The organism is Trinickia mobilis, from assembly GCF_017315705.1.
Lineage (GTDB): Bacteria > Pseudomonadota > Gammaproteobacteria > Burkholderiales > Burkholderiaceae > Trinickia_A > Trinickia_A mobilis.
In genome coordinates, this window is record NZ_JAFLRF010000064.1 from 1 (window position 1) to 22,893 (window position 22,893).

36 protein-coding genes and 1 pseudogene are annotated in these 22,893 nt (G+C 60.1%); 35 read left to right on the forward strand and 2 right to left on the reverse strand.

Annotated features, from left to right (window positions below; translation table 11 throughout):
* The 32 genes from J3489_RS34965 to dsbD all read left to right on the forward strand — a co-directional run.
* The coding region (locus J3489_RS34965; RefSeq protein ID WP_202814033.1) for an EF-Tu C-terminal domain-related protein at window positions 1-74 on the forward strand (74 nt) is incomplete at its 5' end.
* Between the two features lie 136 nt (window positions 75-210).
* Complete coding sequence (gene rpsJ, locus J3489_RS34970; RefSeq protein ID WP_006998489.1) at window positions 211-522, forward strand: 30S ribosomal protein S10; 312 nt, start codon at window positions 211-213, stop codon at window positions 520-522.
* 209 nt (window positions 523-731) lie between these two features.
* Entirely contained in the window at window positions 732-1,391 is a 660-nt protein-coding gene (gene rplC / locus J3489_RS34975) for a 50S ribosomal protein L3 (protein ID WP_137334065.1), read from the forward strand.
* On the forward strand, window positions 1,391-2,011 hold the full coding sequence (gene rplD, locus J3489_RS34980) for a 50S ribosomal protein L4 (RefSeq protein ID WP_207005392.1): 621 nt from the start codon (window positions 1,391-1,393) through the stop codon (window positions 2,009-2,011). The genes rplC and rplD overlap by 1 nt, the downstream gene beginning before the upstream one ends.
* Window positions 2,008-2,322: a 50S ribosomal protein L23 gene (rplW, locus tag J3489_RS34985; protein WP_207005393.1), complete on the forward strand. Its 315-nt coding sequence runs from the start codon at window positions 2,008-2,010 to the stop codon at window positions 2,320-2,322. The genes rplD and rplW overlap by 4 nt, the downstream gene beginning before the upstream one ends.
* 2 nt (window positions 2,323-2,324) lie before the next feature.
* Window positions 2,325-3,152, forward strand: a complete 828-nt coding sequence (rplB, locus tag J3489_RS34990; protein ID WP_207005394.1) for a 50S ribosomal protein L2 — start codon at window positions 2,325-2,327, stop codon at window positions 3,150-3,152.
* 10 nt (window positions 3,153-3,162) lie between these two features.
* Complete coding sequence (rpsS, locus tag J3489_RS34995; RefSeq protein ID WP_207005395.1) at window positions 3,163-3,438, forward strand: 30S ribosomal protein S19; 276 nt, start codon at window positions 3,163-3,165, stop codon at window positions 3,436-3,438.
* 12 nt (window positions 3,439-3,450) lie between these two features.
* Complete coding sequence (gene rplV, locus J3489_RS35000) at window positions 3,451-3,780, forward strand: 50S ribosomal protein L22 (RefSeq protein WP_007730533.1); 330 nt, start codon at window positions 3,451-3,453, stop codon at window positions 3,778-3,780.
* 11 nt (window positions 3,781-3,791) lie between these two features.
* Window positions 3,792-4,604: a 30S ribosomal protein S3 gene (rpsC, locus tag J3489_RS35005; protein WP_207005396.1), complete on the forward strand. Its 813-nt coding sequence runs from the start codon at window positions 3,792-3,794 to the stop codon at window positions 4,602-4,604.
* A 2-nt stretch (window positions 4,605-4,606) separates the two neighbouring features.
* On the forward strand, window positions 4,607-5,023 hold the full coding sequence (rplP, locus tag J3489_RS35010; RefSeq protein ID WP_121281878.1) for a 50S ribosomal protein L16: 417 nt from the start codon (window positions 4,607-4,609) through the stop codon (window positions 5,021-5,023).
* A 10-nt stretch (window positions 5,024-5,033) separates the two neighbouring features.
* Window positions 5,034-5,228, forward strand: coding sequence for a 50S ribosomal protein L29 (rpmC, locus tag J3489_RS35015; protein WP_075159014.1), 195 nt, complete (start codon window positions 5,034-5,036; stop codon window positions 5,226-5,228).
* Entirely contained in the window at window positions 5,225-5,497 is a 273-nt protein-coding gene (gene rpsQ, locus J3489_RS35020; RefSeq protein ID WP_102611090.1) for a 30S ribosomal protein S17, read from the forward strand. Before rpmC ends, rpsQ begins: the two co-directional genes overlap by 4 nt.
* Before the next feature lie 305 nt (window positions 5,498-5,802).
* On the forward strand, window positions 5,803-6,171 hold the full coding sequence (gene rplN, locus J3489_RS35025; protein WP_012402188.1) for a 50S ribosomal protein L14: 369 nt from the start codon (window positions 5,803-5,805) through the stop codon (window positions 6,169-6,171).
* Window positions 6,172-6,180: 9 nt separating this feature from the next.
* Entirely contained in the window at window positions 6,181-6,489 is a 309-nt protein-coding gene (gene rplX, locus J3489_RS35030) for a 50S ribosomal protein L24 (protein ID WP_207005397.1), read from the forward strand.
* A 16-nt stretch (window positions 6,490-6,505) separates the two neighbouring features.
* Window positions 6,506-7,045 carry a 50S ribosomal protein L5 gene (gene rplE, locus J3489_RS35035; RefSeq protein ID WP_006052214.1) on the forward strand — a complete coding sequence of 180 codons (540 nt, stop codon included), beginning with the start codon at window positions 6,506-6,508 and terminating at the stop codon, window positions 7,043-7,045.
* Window positions 7,046-7,052: 7 nt separating this feature from the next.
* Window positions 7,053-7,358: a 30S ribosomal protein S14 gene (rpsN, locus tag J3489_RS35040; RefSeq protein ID WP_137334059.1), complete on the forward strand. Its 306-nt coding sequence runs from the start codon at window positions 7,053-7,055 to the stop codon at window positions 7,356-7,358.
* A gap of 14 nt (window positions 7,359-7,372) precedes the next feature.
* Entirely contained in the window at window positions 7,373-7,768 is a 396-nt protein-coding gene (gene rpsH / locus J3489_RS35045) for a 30S ribosomal protein S8 (protein ID WP_207005398.1), read from the forward strand.
* 19 nt (window positions 7,769-7,787) lie between these two features.
* Window positions 7,788-8,318: a 50S ribosomal protein L6 gene (gene rplF / locus J3489_RS35050; protein WP_207005399.1), complete on the forward strand. Its 531-nt coding sequence runs from the start codon at window positions 7,788-7,790 to the stop codon at window positions 8,316-8,318.
* Window positions 8,319-8,330: 12 nt separating this feature from the next.
* On the forward strand, window positions 8,331-8,696 hold the full coding sequence (rplR, locus tag J3489_RS35055) for a 50S ribosomal protein L18 (protein ID WP_137334056.1): 366 nt from the start codon (window positions 8,331-8,333) through the stop codon (window positions 8,694-8,696).
* A gap of 14 nt (window positions 8,697-8,710) precedes the next feature.
* Complete coding sequence (gene rpsE, locus J3489_RS35060; RefSeq protein ID WP_207005400.1) at window positions 8,711-9,229, forward strand: 30S ribosomal protein S5; 519 nt, start codon at window positions 8,711-8,713, stop codon at window positions 9,227-9,229.
* A 15-nt stretch (window positions 9,230-9,244) separates the two neighbouring features.
* Window positions 9,245-9,427, forward strand: a complete 183-nt coding sequence (rpmD, locus tag J3489_RS35065) for a 50S ribosomal protein L30 (protein WP_207005401.1) — start codon at window positions 9,245-9,247, stop codon at window positions 9,425-9,427.
* Between the two features lie 27 nt (window positions 9,428-9,454).
* Entirely contained in the window at window positions 9,455-9,889 is a 435-nt protein-coding gene (rplO, locus tag J3489_RS35070; protein ID WP_207005402.1) for a 50S ribosomal protein L15, read from the forward strand.
* Between the two features lie 54 nt (window positions 9,890-9,943).
* Window positions 9,944-11,290, forward strand: coding sequence for a preprotein translocase subunit SecY (gene secY / locus J3489_RS35075; RefSeq protein ID WP_207005403.1), 1,347 nt, complete (start codon window positions 9,944-9,946; stop codon window positions 11,288-11,290).
* Window positions 11,291-11,297: 7 nt separating this feature from the next.
* Window positions 11,298-11,516 carry a translation initiation factor IF-1 gene (gene infA, locus J3489_RS35080; RefSeq protein WP_004521905.1) on the forward strand — a complete coding sequence of 73 codons (219 nt, stop codon included), beginning with the start codon at window positions 11,298-11,300 and terminating at the stop codon, window positions 11,514-11,516.
* Window positions 11,517-11,536: 20 nt separating this feature from the next.
* The gene (gene rpmJ, locus J3489_RS35085) at window positions 11,537-11,653 is read left to right on the forward strand and encodes a 50S ribosomal protein L36 (RefSeq protein ID WP_004199844.1); all 117 of its coding nucleotides are present in this window, start codon (window positions 11,537-11,539) and stop codon (window positions 11,651-11,653) included.
* A 41-nt stretch (window positions 11,654-11,694) separates the two neighbouring features.
* A complete protein-coding gene (gene rpsM / locus J3489_RS35090) occupies window positions 11,695-12,060 on the forward strand; it encodes a 30S ribosomal protein S13 (protein ID WP_207005404.1) in 366 nt (121 codons plus the stop codon).
* Between the two features lie 28 nt (window positions 12,061-12,088).
* The gene (gene rpsK / locus J3489_RS35095) at window positions 12,089-12,493 is read left to right on the forward strand and encodes a 30S ribosomal protein S11 (protein ID WP_006052224.1); all 405 of its coding nucleotides are present in this window, start codon (window positions 12,089-12,091) and stop codon (window positions 12,491-12,493) included.
* Between the two features lie 155 nt (window positions 12,494-12,648).
* A complete protein-coding gene (gene rpsD, locus J3489_RS35100) occupies window positions 12,649-13,272 on the forward strand; it encodes a 30S ribosomal protein S4 (protein WP_207005405.1) in 624 nt (207 codons plus the stop codon).
* 128 nt (window positions 13,273-13,400) lie between these two features.
* The gene (locus tag J3489_RS35105; protein ID WP_207005406.1) at window positions 13,401-14,378 is read left to right on the forward strand and encodes a DNA-directed RNA polymerase subunit alpha; all 978 of its coding nucleotides are present in this window, start codon (window positions 13,401-13,403) and stop codon (window positions 14,376-14,378) included.
* A gap of 153 nt (window positions 14,379-14,531) precedes the next feature.
* Window positions 14,532-14,927 (forward strand): 50S ribosomal protein L17, encoded by a 396-nt coding sequence (gene rplQ / locus J3489_RS35110; protein WP_207005408.1) that lies wholly within the window; start codon window positions 14,532-14,534, stop codon window positions 14,925-14,927.
* A 173-nt stretch (window positions 14,928-15,100) separates the two neighbouring features.
* The gene (gene cutA / locus J3489_RS35115; RefSeq protein WP_309491477.1) at window positions 15,101-15,433 is read left to right on the forward strand and encodes a divalent-cation tolerance protein CutA; all 333 of its coding nucleotides are present in this window, start codon (window positions 15,101-15,103) and stop codon (window positions 15,431-15,433) included.
* Window positions 15,426-17,273, forward strand: coding sequence for a protein-disulfide reductase DsbD (gene dsbD, locus J3489_RS35120; protein ID WP_207005409.1), 1,848 nt, complete (start codon window positions 15,426-15,428; stop codon window positions 17,271-17,273). Before cutA ends, dsbD begins: the two co-directional genes overlap by 8 nt.
* A 170-nt stretch (window positions 17,274-17,443) precedes the next feature.
* On the opposite strand, the gene hemB is transcribed toward dsbD, so the two are convergent.
* Both hemB and yihA read right to left on the reverse strand, forming a co-directional pair.
* A complete protein-coding gene (gene hemB, locus J3489_RS35125) occupies window positions 17,444-18,442 on the reverse strand; it encodes a porphobilinogen synthase (RefSeq protein WP_207005410.1) in 999 nt (332 codons plus the stop codon).
* Between the two features lie 247 nt (window positions 18,443-18,689).
* Window positions 18,690-19,340 carry a ribosome biogenesis GTP-binding protein YihA/YsxC gene (yihA, locus tag J3489_RS35130; RefSeq protein WP_207005411.1) on the reverse strand — a complete coding sequence of 217 codons (651 nt, stop codon included), beginning with the start codon at window positions 19,338-19,340 and terminating at the stop codon, window positions 18,690-18,692.
* A gap of 298 nt (window positions 19,341-19,638) precedes the next feature.
* Between yihA and J3489_RS35135 the strand changes: the two genes are divergently transcribed.
* The 3 genes and pseudogenes from J3489_RS35135 to J3489_RS35145 all read left to right on the forward strand — a co-directional run.
* A complete protein-coding gene (locus J3489_RS35135) occupies window positions 19,639-20,298 on the forward strand; it encodes a c-type cytochrome (RefSeq protein WP_207005415.1) in 660 nt (219 codons plus the stop codon).
* 117 nt (window positions 20,299-20,415) lie between these two features.
* Entirely contained in the window at window positions 20,416-22,632 is a 2,217-nt protein-coding gene (locus J3489_RS35140; RefSeq protein ID WP_207005413.1) for a cytochrome c biogenesis protein ResB, read from the forward strand.
* A gap of 51 nt (window positions 22,633-22,683) precedes the next feature.
* Window positions 22,684-22,893 (forward strand): annotated as a pseudogene (locus J3489_RS35145) (c-type cytochrome biogenesis protein CcsB); the annotation flags it as partial.

Consider the following 22,893-nt stretch of genomic DNA (forward strand, 5'->3'; position numbering starts at 1 on the left):
AAGGTCTGCGCTTCGCAATCCGCGAAGGTGGCCGTACCGTCGGCGCCGGTGTCGTCGCCAAGATCATCGAGTAAAATTGTTCGTTTGCTGTTGAAGCAAGTTGTAGAAGTGGTGCCCGGGGTCGGGCGCCCGCTCCCCGCGGAGCCTCCGGCCTCACGTTCTTTTTAATCCGGCGGTGCAAGACCGCCTCGCTCTTTCCAAGGAATCGTCATGCAGAACCAGAAAATCCGCATTCGCCTGAAAGCATTCGACTATCGTCTGATCGATCAATCGGCGGCCGAAATCGTCGATACGGCAAAGCGGACTGGCGCAATCGTTCGCGGTCCGGTGCCCCTGCCGACCCGCATTCAGCGTTTTGACATCCTGCGTTCGCCGCACGTCAACAAGACGTCGCGCGATCAGCTCGAAATCCGTACCCACCAACGCCTGATGGACATCGTCGACCCGACGGACAAGACCGTCGACGCGCTGATGAAGCTCGACCTGCCGGCCGGGGTGGACGTGGAGATCAAGCTGCAATAAGGCTTCCAGGCGCCGCCGGCTCACGCTGACGGCGCTAAGTCTTTGATTGCTTGCGGAAAACGAAAGGCCTCGCTATAATGCAAAGCTTTTCGCGCATTTGCGCAAAAAAGTCGGCGGAATGGTTCAGCTGGTTTCGTGCAGTTGGGCTGAAAATCGTCGGCATTTTGTAAATTAGCCCCGACCAATCGCAGTCGGGAATGGAGAAAACGATGAGCCTTGGACTCGTAGGTCGCAAGGTTGGCATGACCCGTATCTTCACGGCTGAAGGGGATTCGATTCCCGTCACCGTGCTGGACGTGTCCGACAACCGCGTGACGCAGATCAAGACTGTTGAAACGGATGGTTATACCGCCGTTCAAGTTGCATTCGGTGAACGTCGTGCTTCGCGCGTGACGAAGCCGCTGGCAGGTCATCTCGCCAAAGCCGGCGTTCAAGCCGGTGAAGTCCTCAAAGAATTCAAGATCGATGCAGCGAAGGCTGCCGAGCTGTCCGCCGGCGCCGTGATCGGTGTCGACCTCTTCGAAGTCGGCCAGAAAATCGACGTGCAAGGCGTGTCGATCGGCAAGGGTTACGCCGGTACCATCAAGCGCTATAACTTCAGTTCGGGCCGTGCTTCGCACGGTAACTCGCGTTCGCACAACGTGCCGGGCTCGATCGGTATGGCGCAGGATCCGGGCCGTGTGTTTCCGGGTAAGCGCATGACCGGCCACATGGGTGACGAGACGGTGACGGTGCAGAACCTCGAAATCGCTCGCATCGACGCAGAACGCAAGCTGCTGCTGGTCAAGGGTGCCGTTCCGGGTGCGAAGGGCGGCAAGGTTTTCGTGACGCCGGCTGTCAAGGCGCGTGCCGTGAAAGGAGCGAAATAATGGAACTTAAGCTCCTGAACGCAAACGGTCAGGAAGGTGCAGGTGTGACCGCGTCGGACGCCGTGTTCGGCCGCGACTACAACGAAGCGCTGATCCACCAGATCGTCGTGGCTTACCAAGCCAACGCACGCAGCGGCAACCGCGCGCAAAAGGACCGTGAGCAAGTCAAGCACACGACCAAGAAGCCGTGGCGTCAAAAGGGTACGGGCCGCGCTCGTGCCGGTATGTCGTCGAGCCCGCTGTGGCGCGGCGGTGGTCGCATCTTCCCGAACTCGCCGGAAGAAAACTTCTCGCACAAGGTCAACAAGAAGATGCATCGCGCAGGTCTCTGCTCGATCTTCTCGCAGCTGGCCCGCGAAGGCCGTCTGTCGGTCGTCGAGGACATCGTCCTCGAAGCGCCGAAGACCAAGCTGCTGGCTGAAAAATTCAAGGCCATGGGTCTCGATTCCGTGCTGGTCATCACCGACACGGTCGACGAGAACCTCTACCTCGCGTCGCGCAACCTCGCCCATGTGGCGGTTGTCGAGCCGCGTTACGCCGACCCGCTGTCGCTGATCTACTTCAAGAAGGTCCTGATCACGAAGGCTGCGGTCGCCCAGATCGAGGAGTTGCTGTCATGAGCGAGATTCGCAAGAACGATCATCGTTTGATGCAGGTCCTGCTCGCGCCGGTGATCTCCGAAAAGGCGACGCTGGTGGCCGACAAGAACGAGCAAGTCGTGTTCGAAGTCGCGCCCGATGCCACGAAGCAGGAAGTGAAGGCTGCGGTCGAACTGCTGTTCAAGGTGGAAGTCGATTCCGTCAACGTGCTGAACATGAAGGGCAAGGCCAAGCGCTTCGGCCGCTTCATGGGCAAGCGCAAGGACGTGAAGAAGGCGTACGTCTGCCTGAAGCCCGGCCAGGAAATCAACTTTGAAGCGGAGGCCAAGTAATCATGGCAATCGTGAAAGTTAAGCCGACCTCGCCGGGTCGCCGCGCGATGGTGAAGGTCGTCAACAAGGATCTGCACAAGGGCAAGCCGTTCGCACCGCTGCTCGAAACGCAGAGCAAGGCTGCCGGCCGTAACAACAACGGTCACATCACGACGCGTCATCAAGGCGGCGGTCACAAGCAGCACTACCGCGTCATCGATTTCCGTCGCACGAAGGACGGCATTCCGGCCAAGGTCGAGCGTCTCGAGTACGACCCGAACCGTAGCGCGAACATCGCGCTCGTCCTGTACGCCGACGGCGAACGCCGCTACATCATTGCGCCGAAGGGCGTGGCGGTGGGCCAGCAGCTGATGTCCGGCTCGGAAGCACCGATCAAGGCAGGCAACACGCTGCCGATCCGCAATATTCCGGTCGGTACGACGATCCACTGCATCGAGATGCTGCCGGGCAAGGGCGCGCAAATGGCGCGTTCGGCTGGTACGTCGGCCATGCTGCTGGCTCGCGAAGGTACCTACGCTCAGGTCCGTCTGCGTTCGGGCGAAATCCGTCGAGTTCACATCGAATGCCGAGCGACGATCGGTGAAGTGGGCAACGAAGAGCACAGCCTCCGTCAAATCGGCAAGGCAGGCGCGAACCGCTGGCGCGGTATCCGTCCGACGGTGCGTGGCGTTGCTATGAACCCGGTCGATCACCCGCACGGTGGTGGTGAAGGCAAGACGGCAGCAGGTCGCGATCCGGTGAGCCCGTGGGGCACGCCGACGAAGGGCTATCGCACCCGCAGCAACAAGCGCACGACGACGATGATCGTCCAGCGCCGTCACAAGCGTTAAGGAGTAGGCAATGGCACGTTCAATCAAAAAAGGTCCGTTCTGCGACGCCCATTTGCTGAAGAAAGTTGAGGCGGCTGCAGCTACGCGCGACAAGAAACCGATCAAAACCTGGTCGCGTCGCTCGACGATCCTCCCGGATTTCATCGGTCTGACGATCGCCGTTCACAACGGCCGTCAACACGTTCCGGTGTACATCTCGGAAAACATGGTCGGCCACAAGCTTGGCGAGTTCGCATTGACCCGTACGTTCAAGGGTCACGCGGCCGACAAGAAGGCCAAGAAATAAGGGGCAATCAAGATGGAAGTGAAAGCAATTCATCGCGGTGCCCGCATCTCGGCGCAGAAGACGCGCCTTGTGGCTGACCAGATCCGCGGTTTGCCGGTCGACAAGGCGCTGAACGTTCTGACGTTCTCGCCGAAGAAGGCTGCGGGAATCGTGAAAAAGGTCGTGCTGTCGGCGATCGCGAATGCGGAGCACAACGAAGGCGCCGATATCGACGAGCTCAAGATCACGAGCATCTACGTCGACAAGGCTGCGTCGCTCAAGCGTTTCACCGCGCGCGCGAAAGGCCGCGGCAACCGCATTGAGAAGCAATCCTGTCACATCACTGTGACGGTCGGGAATTAAGGGGTCATACGATGGGACAGAAAATTCATCCGACTGGCTTCCGTTTGGCCGTCAGCCGCAATTGGGCGTCGCGTTGGTACGCGAACAACAACAATTTCGCGGCGATGTTGCAGGAAGACATCGGTGTTCGTGAATACCTGAAGAAGAAGCTGAAGAACGCTTCGGTTGGCCGCGTCGTCATCGAGCGTCCGGCGAAGAACGCGCGCATCACGATTTACAGCTCGCGTCCAGGTGTCGTTATCGGCAAGAAGGGCGAGGACATCGAACTGCTGAAGTCCGAGCTGCAAAAGCGCATGGGCGTTCCGGTCCACGTGAACATCGAGGAAATCCGCAAGCCGGAAACCGATGCTCAACTGATCGCCGATTCGATCACGCAACAGCTCGAGCGCCGGATCATGTTCCGCCGCGCGATGAAGCGTGCGATGCAAAACGCGATGCGTCTTGGCGCTCAAGGCATCAAGATCATGAGCGCCGGCCGTCTGAACGGTATTGAAATCGCTCGTACCGAGTGGTATCGCGAAGGCCGCGTGCCGCTGCACACGTTGCGTGCCGACATCGACTACGCAACCTCGGAAGCGAAGACGACGTACGGGATCATCGGCGTGAAGGTGTGGGTCTATAAGGGCGATACCCTGGGCCGCAACGATGCGCCGGTGGTGGAAGAAGTCGCCGAAGAAAAGCGTCCGCGCCGCAATGCACGTCCGGGTGGCGATCGCCGCCCGCGTCGCGATGGCGAAGGTGCGCCGGCAGGTGCTCGTCGCGGTGGTCCGCGTCGTAGCGGTGGTGCTGGCGGCGCCGGTGGCGACGGCAAGACTGGAGAATAACGATGCTGCAACCGAAACGCAGGAAGTATCGCAAAGAGCAGAAGGGTCGTAACACCGGTATCGCGACGCGCGGCAACGCCGTGTCGTTCGGTGAATTCGGCCTGAAGGCTATCGGTCGTGGCCGTCTGACCGCGCGACAAATTGAAGCGGCGCGTCGTGCAATGACACGTCACATCAAGCGCGGTGGCCGCATCTGGATTCGCATTTTCCCGGACAAGCCGATCTCGCAAAAGCCGGCTGAAGTGCGGATGGGTAACGGTAAGGGTAACCCTGAGTACTACGTTGCCGAGATTCAACCGGGCAAGATGCTGTACGAAATGGACGGCGTAACCGAAGAGCTGGCGCGTGAGGCGTTCCGTCTGGCTGCAGCGAAGCTGCCGCTGAAGACGACCTTCATCGTGCGTCAGCTCGGCGCCTAAGGAGCAAATGATGAAGGCTTCCGAACTTCACCAAAAAGATAAGGCCGCGCTCAACAAAGAGCTGTCGGACCTGTTGAAGGCGCAATTCGGCCTGCGCATGCAACTCGCGACTCAGCAGCTCACGAACACGAGCCAGTTGAAGAAAGTCCGTCGCGACATCGCACGTGTGCGGACCGTCCTGACTGAGAAGGCGAACCAGAAATGAACGATAGCGTAAAAACCTCGCTCAAGCGGACGCTGGTCGGCAAGGTCGTCAGCAACAAGATGGACAAGACTGTTACCGTGCTGGTCGAGCACCGCGTGAAGCACCCGATCTACGGGAAGTACGTCGTGCGCTCGAAGAAGTACCACGCGCATGACGACGCGAACACGTACAATGAGGGCGATCTCGTCGAAATCCAGGAAACCCGTCCGATCTCGAAGACGAAAGCCTGGACCGTGTCCCGTCTGGTTGAAGCCGCCCGCGTCATCTAAGGCGAAGGCAGCTTGATCGGTAGAAGTAGTTGAAATCGCAGTAGATTTCGCTTGCGAGACCGGGGTTATTTGTTATAATCTCGGTCTTCCCTCTTTATGGGAGCCCCGTCGCGGGCGAAGTGGGTGGGGGAAGCGGGTGGGCGCCATGCCTCTCCGAAGGATTCACCTGATTGCGATGGCGGGTTTCGTTTGCCGTCGCTGCTGTTCTGACCCAAGCAGCTGAGCAATGCAGCACGGCTGACGGGACCAAGACTGACCGGATGCGCTATGGTGGTGCAATCGGATTAAGTTGGGAAAGATAAACCATGATCCAGACCGAAACTCGGCTTGAAGTGGCCGACAACACGGGTGCGCGTGAAGTCATGTGCATCAAGGTGCTCGGCGGCTCGAAGCGTCGTTACGCCAATATCGGCGACATCATCAAGGTGAGCGTCAAAGAGGCAACGCCGCGCGGGCGCGTGAAGAAAGGCGAAATCTACAATGCCGTGGTGGTTCGCACCGCCAAGGGCGTGCGTCGTCAAGACGGTTCGCTGATCAAGTTCGATGGCAACGCCGCCGTGCTTTTGAATACCAAGCTCGAGCCTATCGGCACCCGCATCTTCGGGCCGGTCACGCGTGAGTTGCGTAGCGAACGATTCATGAAGATCGTTTCGCTGGCGCCGGAAGTGCTGTAAGGAGTCGCGATGAACAAGATTCGCAAGGGTGACGAAGTCATCGTCATCACCGGCAAGGACAAGGGCAAGCGCGGTGTCGTGCTGGCTGTGGGCGACGATCGTGTGACGGTCGAGGGCATCAACCTCGTCAAGAAGCATGTGAAGCCGAACCCGATGAAAGGTACGACGGGCGGCGTGGAAGCCAAGACGATGCCGCTGCATATTTCGAACGTCGCTCTGGTCGACGCGAATGGCAAGGCCTCGCGTGTGGGCATCAAGGTTGAGGGCGAGAAGAAGGTTCGCTTCCTGAAAACGACCGGTGCCGAGCTGAGCGCCTGACGCTGCGGAGTAAAAAATGGCTCGTTTGCAAGAATTTTATAAAGAGAAGGTTGTACCCGGCCTCATCGAGAAGTTCGGTTACAAGTCCGTGATGGAAGTGCCGCGCATCACCAAAATCACCCTGAACATGGGTCTTGGCGAAGCCGTCGCCGACAAGAAGATCATCGAAAACGCCGTTGGCGACCTGACGAAGATCGCCGGCCAGAAGCCTGTCATCACGAAGGCCCGCAAGGCAATCGCCGGCTTCAAGATCCGCCAGGGTTATCCGATCGGTGCGATGGTCACGCTGCGCGGCCAGGCAATGTACGAATTCCTCGATCGTTTCGTGACGGTTGCGCTCCCCCGCGTGCGCGACTTCCGTGGCGTGTCGGGTCGTGCGTTCGATGGTCGTGGCAACTACAATATCGGTGTGAAAGAGCAGATCATTTTCCCCGAAATCGATTACGACAAGATCGACGCGTTGCGTGGGCTGAACATCAGCATCACGACGACCGCGAAGACCGACGACGAAGCAAAGGCACTGCTCGCCAGCTTCAAGTTCCCGTTCAGAAACTGAGGTTACCGTGGCTAAACTGGCACTGATCGAACGTGAAAAGAAGCGTGCCCGCCTTGCGGCGAAGTTCGCACCGAAGCGCACGGCGCTGAAGGCGATCATCGACGACCAAAGCAAGTCGGAAGAAGAGCGCTATGCTGCTCGTCTGGAATTGCAACAACTGCCGCGTAACTCGAACCCGACTCGCAAGCGCAACCGCTGCGCGATCACGGGCCGTCCGCGTGGCACCTTCCGCAAATTCGGACTGGCGCGTAACAAGATTCGTGAAATCGCATTCCGCGGCGAGATCCCTGGCCTGACCAAGGCGAGCTGGTAATAGGAGAAACATAAATGAGCATGAGTGATCCTATCGCCGATATGCTGACTCGCATCCGCAATGCGCAGATGGTCGAGAAGATTTCGGTGACGATGCCCTCGTCGAAAGTCAAGGTTGCGATTGCGCAGGTCCTGAAGGACGAAGGCTATATCGATGATTTCGCGGTGAAGTCCGAAGGCGCGAAGTCGGAATTGAACATTGCGTTGAAGTACTACGCGGGCCGTCCTGTTATCGAGCGCCTCGAGCGCGTCTCGAAGCCTGGTCTGCGCGTGTACCGCGGTCGTAACGAGATCCCGCAGGTCATGAACGGCCTTGGCGTGGCGATCGTATCGACGCCCAAGGGTGTGATGACTGATCGCAAGGCGCGCGCGAATGGCGTGGGCGGCGAAGTCATCTGCTACGTCGCTTAAGGCCGAAGGGGAGAGAAACATGTCTCGAGTAGGTAAAAGCCCGATCGCGCTGGAAGGCGCCGAGGTGACCCTGAGCGACGCCCTCATCACGGTGAAGGGCAAGCTGGGCACGATCTCGCAAGCTGGGAACAAGCTGGTGAAGGTGGTGAACGACAACGGCACGCTGAAGTTCGAGCCGGTTGACGAAAGCCGCGAAGCAAATGCGATGTCGGGCACGATGCGCGCAATCGTTGCGAACATGGTGCACGGCGTCAACAAGGGTTTCGAGCGCAAGCTGACGCTGGTTGGCGTTGGTTATCGTGCGCAAGCGCAAGGCGACAAGCTCAACCTGTCGCTGGGTTTCTCGCACCCGGTGGTGCACCAGATGCCGGAAGGCGTGAAGGCTGAAACCCCGTCGCAAACGGAAATCGTGATCAAGGGGATCGACAAGCAGCAAGTCGGCCAAGTCGCAGCCGAAGTGCGCGGCTACCGTCCGCCTGAGCCCTACAAGGGCAAGGGTGTGCGCTACGCCGACGAGGTTGTGATCCTCAAAGAAACGAAGAAGAAGTAAGGGTGCGCAATCATGGATAAGACTCAATCTCGCCTGCGCCGCGCTCGTCAGACGCGTATCAAGATCGCTGAATTGCAAGTCGCGCGCCTTGCTGTGCACCGCACGAACACGCATATCTATGCGCAAGTGTTCTCGCCGTGCGGCACCAAGGTGCTCGCCAGCGCCTCGACGCTCGAAGCCGAAGTGCGTGCGGAACTCGCCGATAAGTCGGGCAAGGGCGGCAACATTGCTGCTGCGACCCTGATCGGCAAGCGTATCGCAGAAAAGGCCAAGGCCGCCGGTGTCGAATCCGTCGCCTTCGACCGCTCGGGTTTCCGCTACCACGGCCGCGTGAAAGCGCTGGCTGATGCCGCGCGCGAAGCCGGGCTCAAGTTCTAAGGGAAGAATTCGTCATGGCAAAGATGCAAGCGAAAGTTCAGGCTGACGAACGCGACGACGGCCTTCGCGAAAAAATGATCTCGGTCAACCGCGTGACCAAGGTGGTGAAGGGCGGCCGTATCCTCGGCTTCGCCGCACTGACCGTGGTTGGCGACGGTGATGGCCGCGTCGGTATGGGCAAGGGCAAGGCGAAGGAAGTGCCGGTCGCTGTCCAGAAGGCAATGGAACAAGCCCGCCGCAACATGTTCAAGGTGCCGCTGAAGAACGGTACGCTGCAACACGAAGTGCACGGCAAGCATGGCGCATCGTCGGTCCTCCTCGCTCCGGCGAAGGACGGTACCGGTGTGATCGCCGGCGGCCCGATGCGCGCAGTGTTCGATGTGATGGGTGTGCAGAACGTTGTGGCGAAGAGCCACGGTTCGACGAACCCGTACAACCTCGTGCGCGCAACGCTCGACGGCCTGCGCAAGCAGTCCACCCCGGGCGACATCGCGGCGAAGCGCGGCAAGTCCGTCGAAGAAATTTTGGGCTAAGCCTAGGTGGTCACCATGTCTGAAAAAACTGTCAAAGTTCAGCTCGTCAAGAGCCTGATTGGGACCCGCGAATCGCATCGCGCGACGGTGCGTGGCCTGGGCCTGCGCCGACTCAACTCGGTCAGCGAACTGCAAGATACGCCGGCTGTGCGCGGCATGATCAACAAGGTTTCGTACCTTGTTAAGGTCGTCGGTTAAGCGCTTCGGGCAATCAAGGAGTTGATAATGGAATTGAATAACCTGAAGCCGGCAGAAGGCGCGAAGCACGCGAAGCGTCGCGTGGGTCGCGGCATCGGCTCCGGCCTGGGCAAGACCGCAGGCCGCGGTCACAAGGGTCAGAAATCGCGTTCGGGCGGCTTCCACAAGGTCGGCTTCGAAGGCGGTCAGATGCCTCTGCAACGCCGTCTGCCGAAGCGTGGCTTCACGTCGCTCACGAAGGAATTCGTCGGTGAAGTGGACCTCGCGGATCTGCAAGCGCTGCCGGTCGACGAAATCGATCTGCTGGCTCTGAAGCAAGCCGGCCTGGTCGGGGAGCTGATCAAGAGCGCAAAGATCATCAAGACGGGCGAGATCACTCGCAAGATCGTCGTGAAGGGTCTGGGTGCGACGAAGGGTGCGCGCGCTGCAATCGAAGCAGCGGGCGGCTTGTTCGCCGAGTAAGTGGCGCAGTCGAGAGCCGATTGCCGTCAATAGCATTTGCATCGGAGAAGGAACTTGGCTAATAACCCGAGTCTCGCAAAACCCGGTCGAAGCACGGCGAAGTTTGGCGATCTCCGCCGGCGTGCAGTGTTCCTGCTGTTGGCGCTAGTCGTCTATCGCATCGGCGCGCATATTCCGGTGCCGGGCATCGACCCGGATCAGCTGGCAAAGCTGTTCCAAAGCCAGGCCGGCGGCATCCTTGGCATGTTCAACATGTTCTCGGGTGGCGCTCTTTCGCGATTCACGATTTTCGCACTGGGGATCATGCCGTACATCTCCTCGTCGATCATCATGCAGTTGCTGGCGATCGTCTCGCCGCAGCTTGAAGCGCTGAAGAAAGAAGGGCAGGCGGGGCAGCGGAAGATTACGCAATACACGCGGGTCTTCACAGTGGTGCTGGCCACGTTCCAGGCGTTCGGTATTGCCGTTGCGCTTGAGAACCAGCCGGGCCTGGTGATCGATCCGGGCATGGTGTTTCGTTTGACGACGGTCGTGACGCTCGTGACCGGTACGATGTTCCTGATGTGGCTCGGCGAGCAGATCACGGAACGCGGCCTGGGCAACGGTATCTCGATCATCATCTTCGGTGGGATTGCGGCGGGCTTCCCGAACGCAATCGGCGGGCTGTTCGAGCTGGTGCGAACCGGTTCGATGGGTCCGGTCTCGGCGATCATCATCGTCGCACTGATTGCTGGCGTGACGTATCTGGTGGTGTTCATCGAACGCGGCCAGCGCAAGATCCTTGTGAATTACGCGAAGCGCCAGGTAGGCAACAAGATTTACGGCGGACAGTCGTCGCATTTGCCGCTGAAGCTGAACATGTCGGGTGTGATTCCGCCGATCTTCGCGTCGTCGATCATCCTGTTCCCGGCAACTATCCTGAACTGGTTCAGTACGGGGTCGCGTGACAGCTGGTTCGCCGACACGCTGCACAACGTTGCCGAAGCAATGAAGCCCGGCCAGCCCGTGTACGTGTTGCTGTACGGGTTGGCGATCGTCTTCTTCTGCTTTTTCTACACCGCACTGGTGTTCAACAGCAGGGAAACGGCCGACAACCTGAAGAAGAGTGGTGCGTTTGTTCCCGGTATCCGTCCGGGTGACCAGACTGCACGCTTTATCGACCGCATTCTGACGCGTCTCACGCTGGCCGGTGCGATCTATATCGTGTTCGTCTGCTTGCTGCCGGAGTTTCTGGTGCTGCGTTGGAACGTGCCGTTCTATTTTGGTGGAACGTCGCTGCTGATTATTGTCGTCGTCACGATGGACTTCATGGCGCAAGTGCAGTCGTACGTTATGTCGCAACAGTATGAATCGCTGCTGAAGAAAGCCAATTTCAAGGGCGGCAACATCCCGGTGCGTTAAAGGACTTATGGCCAAGGACGATGTAATCCAGATGCAGGGCGAGGTCATCGAAAACCTGCCTAATGCTACCTTCCGGGTGAAGCTGGAGAACGGCCATGTCGTGTTGGGGCATATTTCCGGAAAGATGCGGATGCACTACATCCGGATCTTGCCCGGCGACAAGGTGACGGTTGAATTGACGCCTTACGATCTGTCGCGTGCGCGGATCGTGTTCCGGGCGAAGTGATTTGAAAAAAGGGTAATATCATGAAAGTGATGGCATCGGTTAAGCGCATTTGCCGCAATTGCAAGATCATCAAGCGCAAAGGCGTTGTGCGCGTGATTTGCAGCTCTGATCCGCGCCACAAACAGCGTCAAGGCTGAACGCCGCGCTTTTGCTTGCGCTTTTTGTTTGAGGAAAAACAATGGCTCGTATTGCAGGGGTTAACATCCCGAACCACCAGCATACCGAAATCGGTCTGACGGCGATCTTCGGTATCGGCCGCACGCGCGCGCGCGATATTTGCGGAGCGGCTGGCGTGGAATTCTCGAAGAAGGTCAAGGATTTGACCGACGCAGACCTCGAAAAGCTACGTGAAGAAGTCGGCAAATTTGTCGTCGAAGGCGATCTGCGCCGTGAAGTGACGATGAACATCAAGCGCCTGATGGACCTCGGCTGCTATCGCGGCGTGCGCCATCGTAAGGGCCTGCCCCTGCGTGGCCAGCGTACTCGGACGAATGCCCGCACGCGCAAGGGTCCGCGCCGCGCAGCGCAATCGCTGAAGAAGTAAGCGGGACTGACAGTTACAGGAAAACGTAATGGCTAAGGCTTCGAACAACTCCGCGGCGCAACGCGTTCGCAAGAAGGTCAAGAAGAACGTCGCCGAGGGCGTGGTTCACGTTCACGCGTCGTTCAACAACACCATCATCACGATCACCGATCGTCAAGGCAACGCGCTTGCCTGGGCGACATCGGGTGGCCAAGGCTTCAAGGGCTCGCGTAAGTCGACGCCGTTTGCAGCTCAGGTCGCGGCCGAGTCGGCTGGCCGCGTGGCGATGGAATACGGCGTGAAGAACCTCGAAGTGCGGATCAAGGGCCCGGGCCCGGGCCGTGAATCGGCGGTGCGCGCGTTGCATGGTCTTGGCATCAAGATCACCGCGATCTCCGACGTGACGCCTGTCCCGCACAACGGCTGCCGTCCGCCGAAGCGTCGTCGTATCTAAGACGCGCATTTGCGAATTGCCTGTTGACGCCGGTTCGGAAATGCCGGCGTCGACGGGCTGTTTGCGCATTGATTGACTAAGCCCACCGTTCGACCCAAAGGGTACGAACTAGCGCAGACGGAAGTTTGCGTGACTAAATATAGAAGGAATGCAACGTGGCACGCTATACCGGCCCTAAAGCCAAGCTGTCCCGCCGTGAAGGCACCGATCTCTTCCTGAAGAGCGCCCGTCGCTCGCTCGCTGACAAGTGCAAGCTTGACAGCAAGCCCGGTCAACATGGCCGCACCTCGGGCGCCCGTACGTCCGACTACGGCACGCAGCTGCGCGAAAAGCAAAAAGTGAAGCGCATCTACGGCGTGCTCGAACGCCAGTTCCGCCGTTACTTCGCCGAAGCGGACCGCCGCAAGGGCAACACGGGTGAAAACCTGCTGCAATTGCTCGAATCGCGCCTCGACAACGTCGTGTACCGCATGGGTTTCGGCTCGACGCGTGCAGAAGCACGTCAGCTCGTGAGCCACAAGGCGATCGTCGTGAACGGCCAAGTCGCCAACATCCCGTCGCTGCAAGTGAAGGCGGGCGATGTGGTGGCCGTGCGCGAACAAGCGAAGAAGCAAGCGCGTATTCTCGAAGCGCTGTCGCTGTCCGAGCAAGGCGGCATGCCGAGCTGGGTTGCTGTCGACTCGAAGAAGTTCGAGGGCACGTTCAAGCAAATGCCGGATCGCGCAGACATCGGCGGCGATATCAACGAAAGCCTGATCGTCGAATTGTATTCGCGCTAATCGGATTAATGGCCGGGGTACCCTGATTGCGTCGTGCAAGGGGTTGCCTCGGCTGTTTATTTTCAGGTTGTTACCGGTCAGCCTTATCGGTGTAACGAGCCGAGGGTATTGAAAAGGAAAACCTACCTATGCAAACCAGTTTGTTGAAGCCCAAGATCATCGCAGTAGAATCGCTGGGCGAGAGCCACGCGAAAGTGGTCATGGAACCGTTCGAACGCGGTTACGGCCACACCTTGGGCAACGCGCTTCGGCGCGTATTGCTGTCGTCGATGGTGGGCTATGCGCCGACCGAAGTGACGATCGCAGGCGTCGTGCATGAGTACTCGACGCTCGATGGTGTGCAAGAGGACGTAGTCAACCTGTTGTTGAACCTGAAGGGCGTGGTGTTCAAGCTGCATAACCGTGACGAAGTGACGGTTACGCTGCGCAAGGAAGGCGAAGGTGTCGTCACTGCCGGCGACATCGAGCTCGCGCACGACTGCGAAGTCATCAACCCGGATCATGTGATTGCGCATCTGTCGAAAGGCGGCAAGCTCGACGTGCAGATCAAGGTCGAAAAGGGCCGCGGCTATGTGCCGGGCAACGTGCGCCGCTACGGCGAAGAAACGGCCAAGATCATCGGCCGTATCGTGCTGGACGCGTCGTTCTCGCCGGTTCGCCGCGTGAGCTACGCCGTGGAAAGCGCGCGCGTCGAGCAGCGTACCGACCTGGACAAGCTCGTGATGAACATCGAAACCAACGGTGTGATCTCGCCGGAGGAAGCGATCCGTCAATCGGCGCGTATTCTGGTCGACCAACTGTCGGTGTTCGCTGCGCTGGAAGGCACCGAAGCTGCGGCGGAAGCGCCGTCGCGTGCGCCGCAGATCGATCCGATCCTGCTGCGTCCGGTGGACGATCTCGAGCTGACGGTTCGTTCGGCGAACTGCCTGAAGGCCGAGAACATCTACTACATCGGCGATCTGATCCAGCGTACGGAAAACGAACTGCTGAAGACCCCGAACCTCGGCCGCAAATCGTTGAACGAGATCAAGGAAGTGCTCGCTTCGCGTGGCCTGACGCTCGGCATGAAGCTCGAAAACTGGCCGCCGGCTGGGTTGGACAAGTAATTCGGGAGTTTTCCCGCGACTGGCGACGACGCGGATTTTCCTTTAAAATCCGCGTCTTGCCTTTTTCACTACCGGCCCGTGCACTTTGCCGCTCATCTCGAGAGCGAAGGCGATAGAAGAGCTGGATCAAAACTTTGAATCAAGGAAATTGAAATGCGTCACCGTCATGGCCTGCGGAAACTGAACCGCACGAGCAGCCACCGTCTGGCAATGCTCCGTAACATGTCCAACTCGCTGATCGAGCACGAAGTCATCAAGACCACGGTGCCGAAGGCGAAGGAACTCCGTAAAGTCGTCGAGCCGCTGATCACGCTCGGCAAGAAGCCGTCGCTGGCAAACCGTCGTCTGGCGTTCAACCGCCTGCGCGATCGTGACTCGGTCACGAAGCTGTTCGACGTGCTCGGTCCGCGTTTCGCGAACCGTCCGGGCGGCTACCTGCGTATTCTCAAATTCGGTTTCCGTGTTGGTGACAACGCGCCGATGGCACTGGTCGAACTGCTCGACCGTCCGGAACCGGTGGAAGCGGAAAACGTCCAAGAGGCTGAATAAGCGTCTCGGCGTAGGTTAGAAAGGGGTCAAGCGCAGGCTTGGCCCTTTTTGCTTTTGGGCGGCATGAGGCGATGTCCGTCGTTTTGGACACCGTGGTGAATCCGATTGAAGCGGCGCTGCGTATCGGGGTGTACGATATGCGTGCCTGAACGGCCGTTCTTGCAGGAGATTCCGTGACCCAGAATGTGATCCTGATGCTGACCACGCTGCCCGACTCTGACTCGGCGCAGAAGCTCGCGGACGGCGCGTTGAACGCGCGCTTGGCTGCTTGTGTCACCAAATTGGGGACTGTCCGCTCCCGCTATCACTGGCAAGGCAAAATCGAATCCACCGAAGAGATCCAGATGCTTTTCAAGACGAGTGCCGCGCGCTCGCTCGAACTCGAACAATTCATCCAGGCGAACCATCCGTACGAGACCCCCGAAATCCTGTCTTGGCAGGCTACTGCATCGGCGGCTTACGGACAGTGGGTCTCAGCCGAAACACAACATCCTATCCATGTCTAACGTCTTTCGCGGACGCGCACAGGTAGCTGCGCGTTTCCTGGTCTTACTCATTGCCTGCCTGTGCGCTTTCGTCGGAATAGCGTCGTCTGCGCGTGCTGCCGACGACTTCCTTGATCCGTCGGTAGCGTTCAAGTTCAGCGCCAGCGAACAGCCGGGCGAGGTCGTCGTCCACTTCAAAATCGCCGACGGTTACTACATGTACCGCGAGCGCTTTGCGTTTGCCGTGAAAAGCGGTACCGCGACGCTTGGCGATCCGCAGTTGCCTGCGGGGCACGTGAAGTTCGACACGACCTTCCAGAAGAATGTCGAAACCTACCGCAACGACCTGACGTTCCGCGTCCCGGTCAAACAGGCTGCGGGTCCGTTCGAATTGGCTGTGACGTCGCAAGGTTGTGCCGATGCGGGCATTTGTTATCCGCCGGCGGAGCACATGTTTCGCGTCGACGGGGCCGCGCTGCATGCCGCAGCCGTGGGCGCGGCGCCGGCGGTAACGGCAGCGACGGATCAGGCCCCGTGGTACGAACGCGCAACGAGCGCCGACTACGCGCAGTCGCTGCTCCAAGGCGGTGGTTTTCTCGCGATCGTCGGCCTGTACTTCGTCGCCGGGATAGTGCTGAGCCTGCTGCCGTGCTCGTACCCGATGATTCCGATCCTCTCGGCGATCATCATCGGCGAAGGGGCCAAGGTGACGCGAGCGCGCGGATTTGCATTGTCGCTCTCCTATGTCGTCGGAATGGCGCTGGTTTATACCGCGCTCGGAGTTGCCGCCGCGCTCCTCGGACAGAGCCTGGGCGCATGGTTGCAGAATCCGTGGGTACTCGGGGTGTTCGCGGTGCTGCTGACGGTGTTCGCGCTCTCGTTGATCGCGGGCTTCGACATTGCCTTGCCGCAGCGTTGGCAAGACGGTGTGTCACGCGCGCCCGGTCGGCGGTCCGGAGGCAAGTTCGCCGCTGTGGCCGCGATGGGCGCGTTATCGGCGCTGGTCGTCGGCGCGTGCATGACAGCGCCGCTCTTCGCTGTGCTCGCGTTCATCGCTCACACCGGCAGTGCGCTGCTCGGCGGTGCCGCGCTGTTTTCGATGGGCATCGGTCTTGGCGTTCCCCTTCTGGTTATCGGCCTGGGCGCGGGCACGTTCCTGCCGAAGGCCGGAGCGTGGATGGACGGGGTCAAAGTCTTCTTTGGCGTTGTCTTGCTCGCAGCGGCGTTGTGGATCGTCTGGCCGGTGCTTGGCGTTTTGGCGCAAATGCTGCTCGGCGCACTGTGGCTCCTGATTGCCGCTGCGGCGCTTGGCCTGTTCACGCCGAACGCTGGTGGTCCGTCAGTGTGGCGCCGCTTGGGGCGTGGCATTGGCGCGGCATTGGCGATTTGGGGGGCGGTGCTCCTGGTGGGCTTGGCGGCTGGGTCGGACGATCCGCTCCGGCCGCTTGCCGTGCTCGCGTCGCACTCCGCGGCAGGTCCGACGGTGGCCGCTCAGCAGGCAGAACCGGCATTTGCGCCCGTGCGCTCAACCGGAGAGCTGGATCAGGTGCTTAAGACATCGGCGCGTCCCGCGATGCTCGATTTCTACGCGGACTGGTGCGTCAGCTGCAAGGAAATGGAGCGCTTTACGTTCAGCGACCCACGCGTGCATGCGCGCCTACAGCAACTGAACCTCCTGCGTTCCGATGTGACAGCGAACAACGAGGACGACCAGGCGCTGCTCAAGCGCTTCAAGCTCTTTGGTCCACCGGGAATCATCTTCTTCGATCAAAACGGCAACGAGACAATGCGCGTCGTCGGCTATGAATCGGCGGATGTGTTTTTGCGCAGTCTCGACCGGGCCGCAGCACCTCAATCCTGAGAAGGCTTCATGAACGTTTGAAGCAGGCCCGGCGCCGCTTTCAGCGCGGATAAACTCGAACGGCGGCCCTTTGCAATCGCCCGCTCACTCTGTCCAAACGATAAACGGCGGCACGCCTTGCGGAGCGCCGCCGTTTATCTTCCTAATTACTAACTATTAAGTCGCTCGAACTACTTTTGCGCGCGCAGCAGCCGCGCCGCGTCGAGCGCGAAATACGTCAGCACGCCGTCCGCGCCCGCGCGCTTGAACCCGAGTAGCGACTCCATCATCACCTTATCGTGATCGAGCCAGCCGTTCTGCGCGGCTGCCTTGAGCATCGCGTACTCGCCGCTAACCTGATAGACGTAGGTCGGGAAGCGAAACTCGTCTTTTACGCGCCGCACGATGTCGAGGTACGGCATGCCCGGCTTGACCATGACCATGTCCGCGCCCTCGTCGATATCCAGGCGGACTTCGCGCAAGGCTTCGTCGGAGTTGGCCGGGTCCATCTGATACGTCATTTTGTTGCTCTTGCCGAGGTTCGTGGCGGAACCGACCGCGTCGCGGAACGGGCCGTAGAACGCCGACGCATACTTTGCGGCATACGCCATGATCCGAGTGTGGATGTGGCCCTCGCTTTCGAGCATTTCACGCAGCGCGCCGATGCGGCCGTCCATCATGTCCGACGGCGCGACGATGTCGACGCCGGCCTCGGCTTGAGCGCGCGCCTGATCGACGAGAATTTCGACCGTTTCGTCGTTGAGCACGTAGCCGGTTTCGTCGAGCACGCCGTCCTGGCCATGGCTCGTATAGGGGTCGAGCGCGACGTCGGTAAGCACGCCGAGCTCCGGAAAGCGCTTCTTCAGCTCGCGAACAGCGCGTGGGATCAATCCTTCCGGATTCGCTGCTTCCCGGCCATCGGGCGTCTTGAGGGACGGCTCGATTGCCGGAAAGAGCGACAGCACCGGCACGCCGAGTTCGACGCATTGCTCGGCGACACCCATCAACAGGTCGACCGACACACGCTCGACGCCCGGCATCGACGGCACGGCTTGCCGCGTGTTCGTCCCGTCGACGATGAATACCGGATAAATCAGATCGTTCGTAGTCAGCAGGTTTTCGCGCATCAGGCGGCGCGAAAAGTCGTCTCGGCGCATGCGGCGGGGACGATGATGCGGATAGAAGCTCATATTGAATGTCTTGAGTGGCGAAAAGTACTGCTTCGGCCCCGGCAAATTTTTATTGAGACAATGGTATATGATAGCGATCGAGCGAGGCGCTTGGCGCCGAGCTCCCCGCTTCTCCTCCCTGAGCGGGTGCCTGTCGTTTTTCGATTAGGCTGTTAACCCGCCGTAAGTCGGCGGGTTTTTTTATGTGCGAACGATGCATCTCACCCAGGGCTGCCGACGGAAAGTTGCTCGCACAACATTCGGGCGGTCATTGCGCCTCGGCGTCGCCATTCTCTGCAGGCAGCAGCCAGCTTTCGATCAATTCGTGCGCGTCTTCGAGACCGGTGCGCTTGAGCGCCGAGAAGATCTGCGCAGTCAGTTCCCCCTCGTAGCCGGCGTCACGATATTCCTTAAGGCCTTTCTGCGTCGCGCGCAGAGCATTGATGCTCTCTTGACGCGTCAATTTGTCGCACTTCGTGAGCAGCGTGTGGATCGGTTTGCCGGTCGGGGCGAACCACTCGATCATCCGCCGGTCGAGGTCGGTGAGCGGGCGGCGCGAGTCCATCATCAGAATCATGCCGCGCAATTGGGCACGCGATTGAAGGTAGGTCGCCAGCAGCGCTTCCCAGTGCGCCTTCGCGGCGCCGGGCACTTCGGCGTAGCCGTACCCCGGCAAGTCGACCAGATGGGCAACCGGTTCCGCGACTGGGCCGACGGAGAAGTAATTGATATGTTGCGTGCGCCCAGGCGTCTTGCTGGCGAACGCGAGGCGCTTCTGATTGCAAAGGACGTTGATGGCCGTCGACTTGCCCGCATTCGAGCGACCCGCGAACGCAATCTCCGGCTGCGCTGTCGGGGGCAGATCGCGCAGATGATTGACGGTCGTGAAAAAGCGGGCTTGATGGAGCAGGAAGGCCATGGAGGGAAACCAGAATAGGAGACGCCGGATGGATGGGAAGGGATGCGGGACAAGCCCGACTGGCGCCTTGACGATTAGCGAGTTATTGTACAATACGATGGTTTACTGAAGACCAGAGGGGCGCTTGTGCGTCTCAAACGCGTGGCCTTGCGGTAGATCGGTCGCCGTCGTATTTTGCAGAACCTCATGGGGAAATTGCCGGACGCAGTTGTGGATTTCCTCGCCTCCGCAAGGGGCGGCATCGCGAGCGATGTCGTTGAGAGCACTCAATTCTCACAAGACGAAACCGGGTGTGCGAATGAATCGACTGTGCAAGTCTCTGATGGTGCTTCAAGTAACGGTAGCAGCAGGTTTGATGGGGTTGGCAGGGCAGTCGAGGGCGGCGGAAGCCGCCAGGCCGGATTTGAATCGGGGTCAGCAAATTGCTACGCAGGTCTGTGCCGCATGTCATGGCGCGGACGGCAACAGTGCCACCGGCGCCTTCCCGAAGCTCGCGGGGCAGCATCAGGAATATCTCGTCAAGCAGCTCAAGGATTTCAAAGTGCAGCCCGGCGCGAAGGCCGCAGTGCGCAAGAGTGACGTCATGGCGGGCTTTGCCGGTGCGTTATCCGATCAGGACGTGATCAACGTCGCGGCCTATTTCGCGGCGCAAACGTCAAAACCCGGGTTCGCGCACAACAAGAGCACGATCGCGTTGGGGCAGCAGATTTACCGCGGCGGCATCGTGGACAAGGGCGTGCCGGCATGCGCAAGCTGCCATGGCCCGACCGGGCAGGGGGTGCCGATCCAGTATCCGCGTCTGTCGGGGCAGTGGCAGGACTACACCGTCGCTCAGCTAGCCGCGTTCCAACAAGGTCCGGGGGCGCGCAACAACAACGAAGCGATGCATGCGATCGCGTCCCGCCTGTCGGAGACCGAAATCAAGGCAGTCGCGGACTACATTGCGGGCCTGCACTAGCCGTGCCCAATGACAATCAAGCCGGGTGAGCACGCCCGGCAAGAACAAGAAAAGGGTGGGGGTGCCGCTTCAAGGCGACGACTCTTCACCCTTTTTTGCTGGTCAGTCGGAGTTTGAATGAGCGTCACCACGTCGGGTTATGAGTTGAAGTCGGGCCAACGGGTCGTCAAGAGCGCCGTCGAATTGCTGAGCTCGATGCGGTTTGCGATCGCTCTGCTCGTGATTCTTTCGATCGCGAGCATCATCGGCACGGTGCTGACTCAGGACGATCCGTATCCCAACTACGTCAATCAGTTCGGTCCGTTCTGGGCCGATATCTTCCGTGCATTGAGCCTGTACACCGTGTACAGCTCGTGGTGGTTCATGTTGATTCTGGGCTTTCTGATCGTGTCGATCTCGCTGTGCGTGCTGCGCAACGCGCCGAAGATGATCGCGGACTTGAAGAGCTGGAAGGACAAGGTGCGCGAAGGCAGCCTGCGCGCGTTCCATCACAAGGCCGAGTTCGGCGTGCACGCCCCCCGCGCGAACACCGCGGCGACGCTCGGCACGCTCTCCGGCAAGCTCGGCTACAAGTTCGTCACGCGCGAGAGCGACGGCGCGACGCTGATCGCGGCCAAGCGCGGCGCCATGACGAGGATCGGCTATATCTTTGCGCACCTCGCGATCGTCATTATCTGCATCGGCGGCCTGTTGGACAGCAACCTGCCGATCAAGCTCGAGATGTGGCTTTTCAACAAGACGCCGGTCGACACGAGCGCGGTCATCAGCGAGATCACGCCGAATCATCGCCTGTCGTCGTCGAATCCGACGTTTCGCGGGTACGCCTGGGTGCCGGAAGGGCAGCACGTGTCGACCGCGATCCTCAATCAGCCGAACGGTTCGCTGATTCAGGACCTGCCGTTCTCGATCCAGTTGAACAAGTTCATCGTCGACTACTACTCGACCGGCATGCCGAAGCTCTTCGCGAGCGATATCGTCGTGATCGATCACAAGACCGGCAAGGAGATTCCGGCGCGCGTCGAGGTGAACAAGCCGTTCGAGTACGACGGCGTATCGATCTACCAATCGAGCTTCCAGGACGGCGGCTCGCAATTGACGATGACCGCCTGGCCGATGGTGGGGGACAGCGCGAAGACCCATCCGTTCGGCGGCACGATTGGCGCGTCGGCGCCGCTGGGGGCGTCGATGGCGGCAATTCCCGGCACGAGCGGACAGACCGTCGAATTCAGCGATTTCCGGGCGATCAACGTCGAGAACGTCACGGACGCGAACGGCAGCAACGACGTGCGCGGCGTCGCGCACAAGACGCTTGCGGAAGAGTTCGACCAGCGGCTCGGCTCGGGCGCGAAGACGCAGAATCCGCTGACTCTGCACAATGTCGGCCCGTCGATGCAGTACAAGATCCGCGGCACCGACGGCCAGGCGCGCGAATTCAACAACTACATGCTGCCCGTCGACGTGAACGGCGAGCGCATGTTCCTCGCCGGCATGCGCACGACGCCGAACGACCCGTTCCGCTATCTGCGCATCCCTGCCGACAGCGGCGGCACGCTCAAGGAATGGATGCAGCTGCGCGCGGCACTCGCCAATCCGGCGCTGCGCGCGCAGGCCGCGCAGCGCTTCGCCGAGCGCTCGGTGACCGATCAGAACGCCGCGTTGCGCGACCATTTGCAGGACAGCGCGCTGCGCGTTCTTACCCTTTTTGCGGGCGCGGACATAGGCATCGGCAACGGCGCGGACGGACGTCCGCTCGGCGGCTTCCAGGCGGTCGCAACCTTTATCGACCGCTCGGTGCCAAAGACCGAGCAGCAAAAGGCGGCGTCGCTGCTGCTGCGTATGCTCGAGGGCTCGACCTGGGACCTCTGGCAGATCGCGCGCGAACAGGCAGGCGAGGCCGAAATGAAGCCCGATGCCGACGCCACCCGCTTCGTCCAAAGCTCGATTAACGCGCTATCTGACAGCTTTTTGTATGGATCGCCGGTCTTCTTGCAGCTCGACTCATATAAGCAGGTGCAAGCTTCGGTATTTCAGTTGACGCGCGCGCCCGGCAAAAAAGTCGTGTATCTTGGCAGCCTGTTGCTCGTGCTCGGCATCTTTTCGATGTTCTATGTGCGCGAGCGGCGGCTTTGGTTCTGGCTCAAGGACACCGCCACGGGCACTTCCGTGGTGATGGCGATGTCGACGGCGCGCAAGACGCTCGACTTCGAGAAAGAATTCGCGCGCACGCGCGAGGCAGTCGGGGCCACGCTGGGCGTCGCAGCGCACGAGGCTGCGGCTAATTCGGCCACGAATTCGACGGTCGAGCCGTCCCATGACGCAAGCGCTCCCAAATGACAAAAGCGCCCCCGCCATCCTCCGGTTCGCAGAATTCCACTCGGTAACATCATGGATTTGACACAAGTCTCCGCGTCTCAACCCAAGCCCCGGCCGGCTCTGGCCGTCACCGCCGGCTTGTACGACGAACGCCCCTTCCTCAAGCGTCTTAACGCAATCGACTGGCTGTTCGCGCTCGCGATGGTCGCTGGAGCGGGGTTCGCGCTGTCGCGCTACCACGGCTTCATGAACTACTACGACAAGCTCGTGCTGATGTGTTCG

Bases quoted from the DNA above. Each gene is read 5' to 3' on its own strand.
- rpsJ (WP_006998489.1), top strand. From the start codon at position 211: ATGCAGAACCAGAAAATCCGCATTCGCCTGAAAGCATTCGACTATCGT.
- rplC (WP_137334065.1), top strand. From the start codon at position 732: ATGAGCCTTGGACTCGTAGGTCGCAAGGTTGGCATGACCCGTATCTTC.
- rplD (WP_207005392.1), top strand. From the start codon at position 1,391: ATGGAACTTAAGCTCCTGAACGCAAACGGTCAGGAAGGTGCAGGTGTG.
- rplW (WP_207005393.1), top strand. From the start codon at position 2,008: ATGAGCGAGATTCGCAAGAACGATCATCGTTTGATGCAGGTCCTGCTC.
- rplB (WP_207005394.1), top strand. From the start codon at position 2,325: ATGGCAATCGTGAAAGTTAAGCCGACCTCGCCGGGTCGCCGCGCGATG.
- rpsS (WP_207005395.1), top strand. From the start codon at position 3,163: ATGGCACGTTCAATCAAAAAAGGTCCGTTCTGCGACGCCCATTTGCTG.
- rplV (WP_007730533.1), top strand. From the start codon at position 3,451: ATGGAAGTGAAAGCAATTCATCGCGGTGCCCGCATCTCGGCGCAGAAG.
- rpsC (WP_207005396.1), top strand. From the start codon at position 3,792: ATGGGACAGAAAATTCATCCGACTGGCTTCCGTTTGGCCGTCAGCCGC.
- rplP (WP_121281878.1), top strand. From the start codon at position 4,607: ATGCTGCAACCGAAACGCAGGAAGTATCGCAAAGAGCAGAAGGGTCGT.
- rpmC (WP_075159014.1), top strand. From the start codon at position 5,034: ATGAAGGCTTCCGAACTTCACCAAAAAGATAAGGCCGCGCTCAACAAA.
- rpsQ (WP_102611090.1), top strand. From the start codon at position 5,225: ATGAACGATAGCGTAAAAACCTCGCTCAAGCGGACGCTGGTCGGCAAG.
- rplN (WP_012402188.1), top strand. From the start codon at position 5,803: ATGATCCAGACCGAAACTCGGCTTGAAGTGGCCGACAACACGGGTGCG.
- rplX (WP_207005397.1), top strand. From the start codon at position 6,181: ATGAACAAGATTCGCAAGGGTGACGAAGTCATCGTCATCACCGGCAAG.
- rplE (WP_006052214.1), top strand. From the start codon at position 6,506: ATGGCTCGTTTGCAAGAATTTTATAAAGAGAAGGTTGTACCCGGCCTC.
- rpsH (WP_207005398.1), top strand. From the start codon at position 7,373: ATGAGCATGAGTGATCCTATCGCCGATATGCTGACTCGCATCCGCAAT.
- rplF (WP_207005399.1), top strand. From the start codon at position 7,788: ATGTCTCGAGTAGGTAAAAGCCCGATCGCGCTGGAAGGCGCCGAGGTG.
- rplR (WP_137334056.1), top strand. From the start codon at position 8,331: ATGGATAAGACTCAATCTCGCCTGCGCCGCGCTCGTCAGACGCGTATC.
- rpsE (WP_207005400.1), top strand. From the start codon at position 8,711: ATGGCAAAGATGCAAGCGAAAGTTCAGGCTGACGAACGCGACGACGGC.
- rpmD (WP_207005401.1), top strand. From the start codon at position 9,245: ATGTCTGAAAAAACTGTCAAAGTTCAGCTCGTCAAGAGCCTGATTGGG.
- rplO (WP_207005402.1), top strand. From the start codon at position 9,455: ATGGAATTGAATAACCTGAAGCCGGCAGAAGGCGCGAAGCACGCGAAG.
- infA (WP_004521905.1), top strand. From the start codon at position 11,298: ATGGCCAAGGACGATGTAATCCAGATGCAGGGCGAGGTCATCGAAAAC.
- rpmJ (WP_004199844.1), top strand. From the start codon at position 11,537: ATGAAAGTGATGGCATCGGTTAAGCGCATTTGCCGCAATTGCAAGATC.
- rpsM (WP_207005404.1), top strand. From the start codon at position 11,695: ATGGCTCGTATTGCAGGGGTTAACATCCCGAACCACCAGCATACCGAA.
- rpsK (WP_006052224.1), top strand. From the start codon at position 12,089: ATGGCTAAGGCTTCGAACAACTCCGCGGCGCAACGCGTTCGCAAGAAG.
- J3489_RS35105 (WP_207005406.1), top strand. From the start codon at position 13,401: ATGCAAACCAGTTTGTTGAAGCCCAAGATCATCGCAGTAGAATCGCTG.
- rplQ (WP_207005408.1), top strand. From the start codon at position 14,532: ATGCGTCACCGTCATGGCCTGCGGAAACTGAACCGCACGAGCAGCCAC.
- dsbD (WP_207005409.1), top strand. From the start codon at position 15,426: ATGTCTAACGTCTTTCGCGGACGCGCACAGGTAGCTGCGCGTTTCCTG.
- hemB (WP_207005410.1), bottom strand. From the start codon at position 18,442: ATGAGCTTCTATCCGCATCATCGTCCCCGCCGCATGCGCCGAGACGAC.
- yihA (WP_207005411.1), bottom strand. From the start codon at position 19,340: ATGGCCTTCCTGCTCCATCAAGCCCGCTTTTTCACGACCGTCAATCAT.
- J3489_RS35135 (WP_207005415.1), top strand. From the start codon at position 19,639: ATGAATCGACTGTGCAAGTCTCTGATGGTGCTTCAAGTAACGGTAGCA.
- J3489_RS35140 (WP_207005413.1), top strand. From the start codon at position 20,416: ATGAGCGTCACCACGTCGGGTTATGAGTTGAAGTCGGGCCAACGGGTC.